This is a genomic window from Actinoplanes sp. NPDC049598 (assembly GCF_040675435.1).
Classification (GTDB): Bacteria; Actinomycetota; Actinomycetes; order Mycobacteriales; family Micromonosporaceae; genus Actinoplanes.
On sequence record NZ_JBFAOX010000015.1, the window covers coordinates 13,625 to 26,193 of the forward strand.

The window sequence follows — 12,569 nt, forward strand, 5'->3', positions numbered from 1 at the left end:
GGGCTGGGCCCAGCCCACCGTGGCCACTCCGGCCGAGTTGCCCCGCCGGTCGGCCCCGCCGCTCGCCGAGGAGCGCGGTGGCTTCCCGCAGGGCCCAGCCTCCCCACACGCCGCCACCGCACAGCCCGGCCCAGCCTTCCCGCAGGCCGCGGCACAGCCGGGCCCAGCCTTCCCGCAGGCCGCGGCACAGCCGGGCCCAGCCTTCCCGCAGGCCGCGGCACAGGCGGGCCCGGCATTCCCGCAGGCTGCTGCGCAGACGGGCCTGCCGCAGGCCAGCCAAGCGCAGGCGGGCCTGGCCCAGACCAGTCCGGCTCAAGCCGACCAGCAGGGGTTCAGCGAGCCCGGTCGCGGCTTCGGCACCCCGCTGCCGCGCCGCCAGGCCACCTCGCCGTCGGACGGCCCGCCCGCTTCCATGACGTCGTTCCCGGCGTTCCAGACACGGGCCGACACCGCCGCGCGGGCCGAGGCCCCGAGCCCCGGTCTCGCCCCGCCCGTCATTCCCGGTTCGCCCGGTAGCGACCGCCCGGCTCGGTTCGGCGCTCAGCCTGCGCAGGACTTCCGTGCGCCCGCCGCGCCGCCGGCGCTGCCCTCGGCGCCGTCGTTCGTCCCGGCCAACGACGTCGAGCGGGAGCTTTACGACGCCGCCGGCGGCGGTAGCACCGACGCTTTCCTCTCCACTCTGCTGCTCGCTACCGTGCACGTGCCCGTGGCCGACCATTCGCGCCCGGGCAGCGCTCCCGGCGAGTCCGGCTTCGCTTTCCGCACCGAGCAGATGGACGGCGAGGCGTACCTCATCGTCTTCACGAGCAAGGACCGGCTGGACGAGCACTACGGCCAGCCGACCCGTACGGTCGGGGTCCGGTTCTTCGAGCTGATCCGCAACTGGCCCGATCCGGCCTGGTCGTTCGCGGTCAACCCGAACAGCCCGATCGGCGCCAAGTATCCCGGCCCGCAGGTCATCGCCCTGGCCAACTGGGCCGCCGAGGCCGGTCTGGGCACCGACCCGGACGCCGCGGCCGTCGACGAGACGGCCGCGCCGGTGCCCGCTCCCGAGCCGGCCAGCGACGACGCCCAGCACGCCACGGTGATGCAGAAGACGCTTCCGCCCGATCAGGTCGACTACTACCTGGAGCGTGGCTACGACCGGGTGGCCGGTTTCGTGCACCGGGCGACCGAGGTGGAGCATCTGCGGACGCCGGGTGAGCTGTTCGCGGCGCTGGGTCTGAGCTACGAGGGTTCCCAGCATCAGCCGGATGCCAAGGAGGCGTACGTCCTGCGCTGGCCCGCGTACCGGCCGAGCCTCTACCGGATCCCGTACGGCGGGCAGAACGAGCAGGCCCTGCGCGCGATGGACGGCTGGGTGATCGAGCGCCCGCCGTTCCGGGGCAACGGTTTCGCCCCGGGTGAGGGCCGTGACGTGATCGCCGAGTTCAAGGTGGACAGTGTCCGGCTGCCGCACGGCTCGCAGCTGTGGCGGATGGACGCGGACGGCAGCGAGCGTATGGTGGCGATCTTCGACAACGACGGCCCGCTGTGGCGCCGGGTTGGTGAGCAATGATGCGCGACGGTTACGTGGCGACCTGGCAGGGCCGGGAGTACGACGCGGTTCCGGACGGCGACAACGTCCGGATCTACCAGACCGAGCCGGGTGCGGGCTTCGAGGAGGTCCGCCCGGGCCGCTTCGTACGGGTGCTCTCGCCCAACGAGTACGAAGAACTGGTCTACGTGCGCACGGCCTGTTCGTGGCGTGGGGCGCCGTTCATCGTGCTGGCCGAGACCGATTCGTGGCTGCGGGTTGAGTACGCGGGCGGCCGTTCGCCGATCGCCCGCCAGCTGGGCCTGGAGGAGTTCGACTTCGGGGTCTACCAGGGTTGGGCGCCGATCCACGAGGTCTCGGAGCTGCACGAGCAGCGGATCTAACTGGTCTTGGCCCAGCGGAGCACTTCGCCGGTGACCACCTCGGTCGCCTCCTGGTGCAGGAAGTGGCCGGCGTCGGGGATCAGTCGCCACTCGTAGGGCGCGATCACGTACCGGCCGGAGCCCTGGGCCGTCCGCGGCAGGGTGGCCGTGTCGAGTTCGCCGTGCAGCTGCAGGGTCGGCGTGACCAGCGGTTTCTGCATCAGCTTGACGAAGCGGTAGCCCTGCAGCCGGATGGCGCTGCGGAAGACCCAGCGGTACGCCTCGAGCGCGCAGAACGCTGCCTGGGGGATCTGCATGGCTTCCCGGCACCGGCGCACGTAGTCGTCGAAGTCGGGCGTCTGTTTCCACTGCGGACCGGCCCAGCGGGTCATCAGCTCGCCCACCAGCGCCGCGTCGTCGCGGGTGAGCACGTGTTCGTAGCGCGGCACCTGGAAGCGCAGCGCCGACGTCGAGGCCGAGAGCTGGCCGCGCGGGTCGGCGAACAGGGCCGCCCGCAGCCGCAGCGGGTGGGCCGCGCCGAGCACGACCAGACGGTTGACCAGCTTGGGGTGGAAGGCGGCGGCGGCCCAGGCGATCATGCCGCCGGCCCCGGCGCCCACGAGCGTCGCGTTGCGCTCGCCGAGGGCGCGGATGGTGCCGGTGACGTCGGCCGCCATGGTGTAGCCGTCGTAGCCGCGCGGTGGCTTGTCACTGGCGCCGTAACCGCGCAGGTCCATGGCGACGGCCCGGAAGCCGGCGTCGGCGACCCGGGGCAGGATGTCGTGCCAGGCCCACCAGAACTCCGGGAAGCCGTGCAGGAACAGCACGAGCGGGCCCGTGCCGGCCTCGACGACGTGGAAGCGGCTGCCGTTGGCGCCGACGAAGCGATGTGTCCAGGGGCCGTCCACCAGCACGCACGACTCGTCCACCCGTCCGCCCATGGTCTCCAGGGTAGGCGCTCGGGTCGACCGGGGATCAGCCAGCCGCGACCAGGGCCCGGACGAGGGTGCCCGGCTTGCCCGTCCCGCAGTTGACTTTGGTCGGGCCGGGGTTGACGCGGGCCCGGATCTGATCGCCCGGGCCGACCGGGACGGCGGTGGCCGAGTACAGGCTCCAGGTGGCCCCGGAGCCGTCCTTGACGGTGACACAGGACGCCGAGGCGGCCGTGACTGTTCCGTTGACCCAGCCGGGTTGGTTGCCGCTGACGTCAGGCACCCGCACACCCACGGGCCGGCTGGGCGTCGGCCGCGGGGACGAGGGCCCGGGGGAGGAAACCTGGCCGGGAGCTGAGGGCCGGCCGGGCGAGGAGAGCGCCGGGGCGGACGAGGCGGAAGGGCCGGCGGCCGGACCGGAAACCGGTGCGGCGGCCACGGGTACCACGGCGGGCGGCGGCGTCTCCCTCGTACATCCGGTCAGCGCCACCAGGCCGAGGGCCAGCGCTACGGCCGTACCCCCAACGGTTTTGACCATGGAAAATCGCACCCCCGTGACCCTGGCGCCGCGGCCCGAGCGGGCCGCGGCGCCACAGCCTAACGGTCAGTCCTCGGACTTGGTGTCCTTCATCCCCGACGAGATCAGATCCATCACGGCGGAGTCCTGCAGCGTCGTGACGTCACCCAGCGAGCGGTGCTCGGCCACGTCCTTGAGCAGCCGGCGCATGATCTTGCCGGAGCGGGTCTTGGGGAGCTCGGGCACGAGCATGATCTGCCGCGGCTTGGCGATCGGGCCGAGCGTCTTGGCCACGTGGTTGCGCAGGTCGACGTTGAGCTTCTCGCCCGCGTCACCCTCGGTGTCCACATTGCCTCGCGGGATCACGAAGGCCACGATCGCCTGGCCGGTCGTCGGGTCGGTCGCGCCGACCACCGCCGCCTCGGCCACCGACGGGTGCGAGACCAGGGCCGACTCGACCTCGGTGGTGGAGATGTTATGGCCCGAGATCAGCATGACGTCGTCGACCCGGCCCAGTAGCCAGATCGCGCCGTCGTCGTCCTTCTTGGCCCCGTCACCGGCGAAGTAGATCCATTCGGCTCCGCTGCCGGCGCCCGCGCCGAAACGCGACCAGTAGGTGTCGATGAAGCGCTTGTCGTCGCCCCAGATCGTGCGCAGCATCGACGGCCACGGGTCGCGCAGCACCAGGAAGCCGCCGCCCCCGTTCGGCACCGACTGGGCCTGGTCGTCGACGACGTCGGCGGTGATGCCGGGCAGCGCGGTCATGGCCGAGCCGGGCTTGGTCGCGGTGACGCCGGGCAGCGGCGAGATCATCACGCCGCCGGTCTCGGTCTGCCACCACGTGTCGACGACCGGGGTCTTGTCGTGGCCGATGTTCTTGCGGTACCACATCCAGGCCTCGGGGTTGATCGGCTCACCGACGCTGCCCAGGATGCGCAGCGACGACAGGTCGTAGCCGGCCGGGATGTCGTCGCCCCACTTCATCATGGTGCGGATCAGGGTGGGGGCGGTGTAGAGGATCGACACCTTGTACTTGTCGACGATCTGCCAGAACCGGTCACGGCCGGGGGTGTCCGGGGTGCCCTCGTACATGACCTGGGTGGCGCCGTTGGAGAGCGGGCCGTAGACGATGTACGAGTGGCCGGTCACCCAGCCGATGTCGGCCGTGCACCAGTAGACGTCGGTCGCCGGCTTCAGGTCGAAGACCGACCAGTGCGTGTACGAGGTCTGGGTCAGGTACCCGCCGGTGGTGTGCAGGATGCCCTTCGGCTTACCGGTCGTGCCCGACGTGTAGAGGATGAACAGCGGGTGCTCCGAGTCGAACGGCTGCGCCTCGTGCTCACCGCTGGCCTGCTCGACCGTCTCGTGCCACCACTTGTCCTTGTCGGTCCACGCCACGTCCTGGCCGGTGCGCCGCACGACCAGCACGTTCTCGATGCTGGGGCTCTGCGCCACGGCCTCGTCGACGGTCGGCTTGAGCGCGGACGGCTTGCCCCGCCGGTAACCGCCGTCGGCGGTGATCACGAGCTTGGCCTCGGCGTCCTTGATCCGGGTGGAGAGCGCGTCGACCGAGAAGCCACCGAAGACCACGCTGTGCGTCGCGCCGATGCGCGCGCAGGCCAGCATGGCCACCGCGGCCTCGGGGATCATCGGCAGGTAGATCGCAACCCGGTCGCCGGCCCCGATGCCGAGGTCGGTCAGCGTGTTCGCGGCCTGGCTGACCAGCTTGAGCAGGTCGGCGTAGGTGATGGTGCGGGTGTCGCCGGGCTCGCCCTCCCAGTGGATCGCGACCTTGTCGCCGTGGCCGGCCTCGACGTGCCGGTCGACGCAGTTGTAGGCGATGTTCAGTTCGCCGCCCACGAACCACTTGGCGAACGGCGGGTTGGACCAGTCGAGCACCTGGTCCCACTTCTTGGCCCAGGTGAGCCGGTCGGCCTGCGTCGCCCAGAAGTCGAGGCGATTGGCCGCCGCCTCCTCGTACGCGTCGGCCTTGACGTTGGCGTCCTCGGCAATCTGCGCTGGCGGCGGGAACTGCCGCGTCTCCGACGACAGGTTCGCCAATGTCTCGCTCATGAGGGCGGCTCCTCTTCACTGCTGGCCGGGGCTTCTTCGTTGCACATTAGTCAGGCGTGATGGGACCGGCGAGGGCTGTGCCATCCAGCGCGCCGGGTGGCATCATGGGCGCGCTGGATGACCGATCCTTGATCAGTCCTGCGCGAATCTTGCCAGTTCCGCGCTCATTTGTGCAGTACTTGTTTCGGTAGTCTTACCGGCGTGGATCCGCTTGCCCCGCTGCTAGAGCTCGCCGACGTCGCCCCCGCCCTCACCGAGGCGCGGGACCGGGTCGACGCCGCCATGCGCCATCGGGCGCTGCGCCGGCACGGTGGTCAGGTCGCGGCCGAGGCCAGCCTGCGGGCCGCCGTGGCGAGCGCCGCTCTCGAGGGCAATGTCTACGATCTCGACGAGGTCCGCGGCGGCACGGTCACCGACCCCGTGGTCCAGGGCGCCCTGCGCGTCGCCGAGAGCCTCGGCGGCCTGGTCGACCTCTGGCCCCGCGCCCCGCGCCAGGTGCTGGCCAAGCTGCATGTGCTGGCCGCCCGCGGCGTAGTGCCTGCCGACGATCTCGGTCGGCTCACCGGCGCCGCGTCGCGCATCGACGACCTCTCCGGCCTGGTCGCCGGAAACGACAAAACACCCCCGCTGCTGCTCGCCGCGATCGTGCACGCCGAGCTGATCACGCTGCGCCCGTTCGCCGGCCCGGCCGGTGTCGTGGCCCGCGCCGCCGCCCACCTCACCTTGATCAACCGTGGCTTCGACCCCCGCGGGCTGGTCGCCGTCGAGGTCGGCCACCACCACCGCGAGCCCGAGTACGTCGGCTCGGCCGGCGCCTACGCGACCGGCACGCCCGACGGTGTCCGTTCGTGGCTGCGCCACTACGCCGCGGCGGTCACGGAAGCCGCCGAGGAGATCACGCGCATCGGCGACGGGGTCCTCGCCTCCGTCTGATCGGTCAGTCTTTTTGGCAGTCTGTCAGATCTTGATAAATCCGCTGGAATACTCGCTCGCGTGGACACGAGCTGGGAGCGGCCTTACACCCCCGGAACGGGACGTTGGCTGGTAATTGGCTGGGAGATCGCTGCATTGGCCCTGTTGGGTTACAGCTCGGTCCGCCAATTCGATCTCAGTGGCCACGGCATCCGCATCCTCGCGGGCATTCTCGCCGCCGTCTGGGTGCTCGGCTCCTACCGCATTCTGCAAATGGGCGCCTACGTCGGCCCGGCCGGCCTGCGCATTCGCGGCCTGTTGCGCTCACACACCATGAGCTGGGCCGAGATCGCCCACGTGCGCCTGCACAAAGCCACCCACAAACTCGGCCCGTGGGAGATCGAAAGCGGACTCACGGTTCTCATTGAGCGCGCCGACGGCTCCACGGTCAACACCGAACTGTGGGCGCAAGGCGTCGACTTCCACTCACGGCCCAAGCTTTTCCGCGCCGTCTATCAGGAACTGCGCAGCCGTCATCTCAAGGCCCGCAACCCCATATAGTACGGATCCTCGAAAGGCACCCGCTTCGTCACGCCGGCTGGTTGCAACTCACCCTCCTCACCCACGACCGGCCGGTTCGGTGCAAAGGCTGAAAATATAGAGCCGGCGTCCCGCATGGGGCGCCGGCTTTTGCGCGTCCGGACCGGGTTATCAAGCGTGCACCTGGGTCGTTGTCGACGGTCCAGAGCCTCGCGAGTCCGCTGTGGGAGCCCGGTGGCCCAGGTCCCGCCGCAACGTGCCTGCCGTGGCTGATCGCGCGTGGGTTCCCGGTGGCCGTGCACGAGACCCGAATCGGAACTTCCCGGGAATCCGGGTCTTTCCGCTTCGAACCTCGCCAGTTCTTTCTACGCCCGTCGCGGCTTGATCGCCAGGGTTTCGCCGGTCCCAAAAATTAGTCAGACGGAAGCCATTCGCGCTGGTCATTGACCTTGCGCCGCCCCCGCCGCAGTGGTCGCGGAACGCCACAACGCCTCGCGGGAAAGGCCGCGCGGGCCGGCCGGTCCGAGCGGGAGAGGCCGGGCGGGGTGAGGGCTGCGAGGCTGGGACGCGAGGCCGGGTGAGGGCGTGGAGGGGTGAGGGCTGCGAGGGTGAGACGCGGGCCGGGTGCGGGCCTGGAGGGGTGATCGCTGTGGGGTTGGACGCGGGGCGGGGTGAGGGCGTGGAGGGGTGAGGGCTGCGAGGGTGAGGCGCGGGGCCGGGTGAGGGTCTTGAGGGTGCGACGCGGGCCGGGTGAGGGTCTTAAGGGTGCGCGCGGGGCCGGGTGAGGGTCTTGAGGGTGAGGGCCGGGCCCGCCCGGCGGCTGGGCGTGGGGAGTGACCACTGACTGGCGGCCCGAAGAGGCGGCCCACTGGAGACGACGCGTACCTCTGGGTTATGCCGGGGTTTTGGTCCGGCGGTGGCGGGCGTAGATCGCAATGCCGATGGCGGCGCCGACGCCGACGCTCAGGGCGGCCGCGACGGGGACGGCGGGGCGATCGCGCAGGCGGCGGCTCAGCGGGATGGGATGGCGGAACTCGAGGATGGGCCAGGCGTTCTCGACGGCGGCGCGGCGCAGGGCGCGGTCCGGATTGACGGCGCTGGGGTGGCCGACGGCCTCGAGCATGGGCAGGTCGGTGACCGAGTCGGAGTAGGCGTAGCACTGGGCCAGGTCGTAGCCGCGCTCGGCGGCGAGTTGGCGGATGCCGATGACCTTGCTGGGGCCGGCGGCGTAGAACTCGATCTCGCCGCTGTACTGCCCGTCGACGATGCTCATGCGGGTCGCGATGACGTCCGTGATGCCGAGCAGCGCCCCGATCGGGCGGACCATCTCGTCGCCCGAGGCGGAGACCAGCACGACGTCGCGGCCGGCGGCCTGATGCTCGGCGATCAGCGTCGCGGCCTCGGCGTAGACATACGGGTTGATCAGCTCCTCGAGCGTCTCGGCGACGATCTGCTGAAGCTGCTCGACCCGCCAGCCCTTGGAGAGCGCGGCGAGGTAGTCGCGGGTGCGGGTCATGGTCTGCTCGTCGGAGCCGCCGCCCAGCCGGAACATGAGCTGTGCGTAAGCGGATTTCACGACGTCACGGCGGCTGATCAGGCCATCACGATAGAAAGGCCGTCCGAAGGCCAGCGCGCTGGACTTGGCGATGACGGTCTTGTCGAGGTCGAAAAACGCGGCACTGAGGCCCACGGGCGGCAAGTGTAGCCGTATGGCCCCGGCCCTCGTCGCCCTTGGCCCGGCCCACCCACCGTTGGTGACGCGCTGTGAAAACGGTCAGACAGGCAGGCTTATCCCACTCGGACACAATCGGTACTCGACTGCGCTGCTTCTGTGAGGCATGCTTGTGCTGTTGCGATCGGGATTCATGTTGTCTGTTCGCCGTTCTTGGACTTTCGACAAGCCCTCGGTGATCACGCCCCCCGTGATCACCGAGCCGATTCGGCTCGACCCCCCCGGAGCCGAATCCTCGGACGGCCCCCGTCTCCCCCGACGGGGGTCGTTCCCTATGCGCCGGTGGCCTGGGTCTGATCGGCCTTTTCGTCCTCCGTGGCGAGGCCGAAGAATTCGCACAGCCCGGTGACGTCGAGAACGCGCCGGAAAGTCGGCGTGGGGTTGACGACCAGAAAAGACGCCCCGGCCTCGGTGGCGGCGCGGTAGCCCTCGATCAGGGCGCCGAGGCCGCTGGAATCGATGAAGCTCGCCCCGCGCAGGTCGACCCGGATGGCCGGCGGCGACCAGTCGGCGACCGCCCCGCGGACGCACTCGGCCAGCTCATCGGCGTTCGAGAAGTCGACTTCGCCCACGACGGTGATCGTGGCCGCGCCGTCGTCGGCCAGTGCGCGCTGGAACGAGCTCTCCATGCCAACCCCATTGGTCCGTGTCCGGAACAACATACCCAACGGCGGCGCGATCCACCCTTCGTGGGCGGCCGGGCATAGCAGATCAACGCGTTCTCCGGCCGGTATCCACAGGTGTCTGCCCTGTCCACAGGGCCGGTTGCCGACCCCGATCGCCCTCCGCGACGGTGGGCGCCATGTCCGCACCCCGCCTGCCCCTTGTCGTCACCGCCGACCCCGATCTGCTCGACGATCTGCTCCGCCTGGCCGCCGCCGGCGGCACCGAGGTCGACGTCGCGCCCGACCCGGTGGCCGCCCGCTCCCGGTACGGTTTCGCGCCGCTGGTCATGCTCGGGGCCGATCAACTCGAGGCCGGCCGCCGGGCCCGGCTGCCCCGGCGGTCGCGGGTCGCCCTCGTGTTCCGCGGCGACCTGCCGCCGCCGCTGGAGCGGCTGGCCCGGCAGTTCGGCGTCGACCACATCGTCGAGCTGCCGACGGCCGAGGCGTGGATCGTCGACCGCTTCGCCGAGCAGCACGATCAGCCGGTGGGCCGGGTGCTGGCCGTGATCGGCGGCCGGGGCGGCGCGGGCGCCAGCATCCTGTCCGGCGGTCTCGCGATCACCGCCGCCGACGCCGGTCACCGCACCCTTCTGATCGACGGGGACCCGCTCGGCGGCGGGCTCGACCTGCTGCTCGGGTGGGAGGACGTGGACGGTCTGCGCTGGTCCGCGCTGGCCGACGCGGAGGGCCGGGTCGACCCGCCGGCGCTGATCGGCGCCCTGCCCCACCGGGGTGATCTCGTGCTGCTGTCGTTCGCCCGGCACGAGGCGCCGATCGTGCCGGCCATGGCGATGGCCGCGACCATCGACGCCGCCCGCCGGGCCCGCGACGTGATCGTCGCCGATCTGCCCCGGCAGATGGACGACGCCGCGGTGCTCGCGCTGGAGAGCGCCGACCGGGCGCTGCTGATCGTCCCGGCCGAGCTGCGGGCGGTGGCCGCGGCGTCCCGGGTCGCCCGGACCGTGCTGGCCCATCGCAGCGAGCTGTCCGTGGTGGTCCGCGGCCCGGCGCCGGGGCGGCTAAAGCCGCGCGACGTGGCCAAGTCGCTGGGGTTGCCGCTGGCCGGTTCGCTGCGGCCCGAGCCGGCGATGTGTCAGGGCCTGGAACGAGGTGTCGCCCCCGGCCAGAGCGGCCGGGGCGAGCTGGCCGGTCTCTGCCGCCGCCTGGTCGGCGAGCTTCTGGAGGCGGCATGACCATCTTCGGCGGCGGCCCGGCGTCGCCGGCCCCCGAGGTGGTCGCGAGGGTGCGCCACCGGTTCGCGACGGACGGGGTGGAGGCGACCCCGGCCGCGGTGGTCGACGCGGTGCGCCGGGAGTCGGGCGCGGCGGTGCTCGGTGACACGGCTGTGCTGCGGCTCGCCGACCGGGTGCACGGCCAGCTGGTCGGGGCCGGACCGTTGTCGCCGCTGCTCGACGACCCCACGGTGACCGACATCCTGGTCAACGGCCTGGAGGTCTGGGTCGACCGCGGCGGCGGCCTGGCCCGGGTGCCGGTCCGGCTGGGCGACCACGAGGAGGTACGCCGGCTCGCCCAGCGCCTCGCGGCCGCGTGCGGGCGGCGGCTCGACGACGGGCAGCCGTTCGCCGACGCGCGCCTGCCCGACGGCACCCGCCTGCACGCGGTGCTGCCGCCGGTCGCCACCGACGGGCCCTATCTGTCGCTCCGCACGTTCCGGCACCGCCCGTTCACGCTCGACGAGCTGGTCGAGCACGGCACGGTGCCGCCCACGGTCGCCCCCGTGCTCGCGGCGATCGTCGCGGCCCGGCTGGCCTACCTGGTCACCGGGGGCACGGGCAGCGGCAAGACGACGCTGCTGGCCACCCTGCTCGGCCTCGTGCCGCCGACCGAGCGGATCGTCCTGGTCGAGGACGCGGCCGAGCTCCGCCCGGTGCACCCGCATGTGGTGGCCCTGCAGGCGCGCACCTCCAACGTGGAGGGTGCGGGCGCGATCGGGCTCACCGACCTGGTCCGGCAGGCACTTCGGATGCGGCCCGACCGGCTCGTGATCGGCGAGTGCCGGGGCGCCGAGATCGTCGACCTGCTGGGCGCGCTCAACACCGGCCACGACGGCGGCGCGGGCACGCTGCATGCGAACGCCCCGGCCGACGTGCCGGCCCGGCTCGAGGCGCTCGGTCTGCTCGGCGGGCTGCCCCGGGCGGCGCTGCACGCGCAGGTCGTGGCGGCGCTCCAGGTGGTCATGCAGGTCCGGCGGACCGAGCAGGGCCGGGTGCTCGAGTCGGTGAGCGTCCTGCTGCCGGCCGGCGAGCAGCGGCTGGCCACGGTGGTGCCGGCCTGGCGGCGGCAGCGCGGCTCGGGACCGGGCGCCGGGGCGCTGGCCCACTTGCTGGCGGTGCGGGGAGTGCGGGCGCCGGCCGTGCTCGTGCCTCCTCCGAGGGCGTCATGAGCTGGTGGGGACCGAGTCTGCTGGTGGCCGCGGCGCTGATGCTCGTCTGGCGGGGCGGGCCCCGGCCACCGGCGGTGCCGGTCGGCGCGCTTCGGCAGTGGATGGTGGCGGTCTCGGCGCGACGGCCGCGGCGGGTGCTGGTGAGTGCGGTGTGCGGGGTGTCGGCGCTCGGCCTGGTGGTCGGCGGACCGGTCGCCGCGGTGGTGGGAGCGGCCTACACGGGCCTCGGCGGGCGGGGGCTGATCCGCCGGGCGGGCCGTCGCCGCGCCTCGGCCGGCCGGGCGGCCGCGCTGGACACCTTGGGTGCCCTCGCGGCCGATCTGCGGGCGGGTCTGCCGCCGGCGGGCCTGCCGGCGGTCCCGGCCGGGGGCGGCGCGACGGATCGGCTGTCCAGGTTGACGGCTTCGGTGTGGCGGCTCGCCGAGCGCACCGGAGCGCCGGCGGCCGACCTCGTCGAGCGGATCGAGGCCGACGCGCGGGCCACCGACCGGGCGAAGGCCTCGGCCACCGCACAGGCGGCGGGCGCCCGGGCGACGGCGATGTTGCTGGCCGCCCTGCCGCTGGGCGGGCTGGGGCTCGGTGGGGTGGTCGGGGCCGACCCGCTGCACGTCCTGCTCCGGACCCCGATCGGTGGCGCCTGCGCGGTGGCGGCGGTGCTGCTGCAGAGCGGTGGACTTCTCTGGACGGAAAGGCTGGTGCGGCTGTGACGGAGACGTGCGAACTGGCGGAGTTCCTTCGAGCCACCGGCCCGGTGCGGATGCCGACGCGGTCGTGCTGTGTGGCCGCGCTGGTCGGCCGTGGCGCCCAGGAAGCGGGGCTGTGCGAGGCGCAGGCGGGTGACGTCGGCGAGCTCGAGGAAGCGGCGGCTCTGCTGACGCCGGTGGGGCGCTCATGA

13 protein-coding genes are annotated in these 12,569 nt (G+C 72.3%); 8 read left to right on the forward strand and 5 right to left on the reverse strand.

What is annotated here, in order from left to right; translation table 11 throughout:
- Window positions 1–412: 412 nt before the first annotated feature.
- Window positions 413–1,558, forward strand: a complete 1,146-nt coding sequence (locus tag AB0J66_RS30365; RefSeq protein ID WP_364668250.1) for an SseB family protein — start codon at window positions 413–415, stop codon at window positions 1,556–1,558.
- Window positions 1,555–1,920 (forward strand): hypothetical protein, encoded by a 366-nt coding sequence (locus AB0J66_RS30370; protein ID WP_364667761.1) that lies wholly within the window; start codon window positions 1,555–1,557, stop codon window positions 1,918–1,920. Before AB0J66_RS30365 ends, AB0J66_RS30370 begins: the two co-directional genes overlap by 4 nt.
- Here AB0J66_RS30370 and AB0J66_RS30375 read toward each other — a convergent pair.
- From AB0J66_RS30375 to acs, 3 genes are all read right to left on the reverse strand, one after another.
- Window positions 1,917–2,840: an alpha/beta hydrolase gene (locus AB0J66_RS30375; protein WP_364667763.1), complete on the reverse strand. Its 924-nt coding sequence runs from the start codon at window positions 2,838–2,840 to the stop codon at window positions 1,917–1,919. The genes AB0J66_RS30370 and AB0J66_RS30375 overlap by 4 nt on opposite strands.
- 34 nt (window positions 2,841–2,874) lie before the next feature.
- Complete coding sequence (locus AB0J66_RS30380) at window positions 2,875–3,114, reverse strand: hypothetical protein (protein WP_364667766.1); 240 nt, start codon at window positions 3,112–3,114, stop codon at window positions 2,875–2,877.
- Window positions 3,115–3,435: 321 nt separating this feature from the next.
- Complete coding sequence (acs, locus tag AB0J66_RS30385) at window positions 3,436–5,421, reverse strand: acetate--CoA ligase (RefSeq protein ID WP_364667768.1); 1,986 nt, start codon at window positions 5,419–5,421, stop codon at window positions 3,436–3,438.
- 201 nt (window positions 5,422–5,622) lie between these two features.
- On the opposite strand from acs, the gene AB0J66_RS30390 reads away from it, so the two are divergent.
- Together AB0J66_RS30390 and AB0J66_RS30395 are read left to right on the forward strand one after the other, a co-directional pair.
- Window positions 5,623–6,354 carry an oxidoreductase gene (locus tag AB0J66_RS30390; protein ID WP_364667771.1) on the forward strand — a complete coding sequence of 244 codons (732 nt, stop codon included), beginning with the start codon at window positions 5,623–5,625 and terminating at the stop codon, window positions 6,352–6,354.
- A gap of 60 nt (window positions 6,355–6,414) precedes the next feature.
- Complete coding sequence (locus tag AB0J66_RS30395; RefSeq protein ID WP_364667774.1) at window positions 6,415–6,894, forward strand: PH domain-containing protein; 480 nt, start codon at window positions 6,415–6,417, stop codon at window positions 6,892–6,894.
- An 871-nt stretch (window positions 6,895–7,765) separates the two neighbouring features.
- Here the strand turns inward: AB0J66_RS30395 and AB0J66_RS30400 are convergent.
- Both AB0J66_RS30400 and AB0J66_RS30405 read right to left on the reverse strand, forming a co-directional pair.
- The gene (locus AB0J66_RS30400; RefSeq protein ID WP_364667777.1) at window positions 7,766–8,563 is read right to left on the reverse strand and encodes an HAD-IB family hydrolase; all 798 of its coding nucleotides are present in this window, start codon (window positions 8,561–8,563) and stop codon (window positions 7,766–7,768) included.
- Window positions 8,564–8,877: 314 nt separating this feature from the next.
- A complete protein-coding gene (locus tag AB0J66_RS30405) occupies window positions 8,878–9,234 on the reverse strand; it encodes an STAS domain-containing protein (RefSeq protein ID WP_364667779.1) in 357 nt (118 codons plus the stop codon).
- Window positions 9,235–9,407: 173 nt separating this feature from the next.
- On the opposite strand from AB0J66_RS30405, the gene ssd reads away from it, so the two are divergent.
- From ssd to AB0J66_RS30425, 4 genes are read left to right on the forward strand one after another with little or no spacing between them, the layout of a single operon-like run.
- Entirely contained in the window at window positions 9,408–10,463 is a 1,056-nt protein-coding gene (gene ssd / locus AB0J66_RS30410) for a septum site-determining protein Ssd (protein ID WP_364667781.1), read from the forward strand.
- Window positions 10,460–11,674 (forward strand): TadA family conjugal transfer-associated ATPase, encoded by a 1,215-nt coding sequence (locus tag AB0J66_RS30415; RefSeq protein ID WP_364667784.1) that lies wholly within the window; start codon window positions 10,460–10,462, stop codon window positions 11,672–11,674. Before ssd ends, AB0J66_RS30415 begins: the two co-directional genes overlap by 4 nt.
- A complete protein-coding gene (locus tag AB0J66_RS30420) occupies window positions 11,671–12,381 on the forward strand; it encodes a hypothetical protein (RefSeq protein ID WP_364667787.1) in 711 nt (236 codons plus the stop codon). Before AB0J66_RS30415 ends, AB0J66_RS30420 begins: the two co-directional genes overlap by 4 nt.
- Window positions 12,378–12,569 (forward strand): hypothetical protein, encoded by a 192-nt coding sequence (locus tag AB0J66_RS30425; RefSeq protein WP_364667790.1) that lies wholly within the window; start codon window positions 12,378–12,380, stop codon window positions 12,567–12,569. Before AB0J66_RS30420 ends, AB0J66_RS30425 begins: the two co-directional genes overlap by 4 nt.

Bases quoted from the DNA above. Each gene is read 5' to 3' on its own strand.
- AB0J66_RS30420 (WP_364667787.1), top strand. From the start codon at position 11,671: ATGAGCTGGTGGGGACCGAGTCTGCTGGTGGCCGCGGCGCTGATGCTC.
- AB0J66_RS30365 (WP_364668250.1), top strand. From the start codon at position 413: ATGACGTCGTTCCCGGCGTTCCAGACACGGGCCGACACCGCCGCGCGG.
- acs (WP_364667768.1), bottom strand. From the start codon at position 5,421: ATGAGCGAGACATTGGCGAACCTGTCGTCGGAGACGCGGCAGTTCCCG.
- AB0J66_RS30415 (WP_364667784.1), top strand. From the start codon at position 10,460: ATGACCATCTTCGGCGGCGGCCCGGCGTCGCCGGCCCCCGAGGTGGTC.
- AB0J66_RS30405 (WP_364667779.1), bottom strand. From the start codon at position 9,234: ATGGAGAGCTCGTTCCAGCGCGCACTGGCCGACGACGGCGCGGCCACG.
- ssd (WP_364667781.1), top strand. From the start codon at position 9,408: ATGTCCGCACCCCGCCTGCCCCTTGTCGTCACCGCCGACCCCGATCTG.
- AB0J66_RS30375 (WP_364667763.1), bottom strand. From the start codon at position 2,840: ATGGGCGGACGGGTGGACGAGTCGTGCGTGCTGGTGGACGGCCCCTGG.
- AB0J66_RS30370 (WP_364667761.1), top strand. From the start codon at position 1,555: ATGATGCGCGACGGTTACGTGGCGACCTGGCAGGGCCGGGAGTACGAC.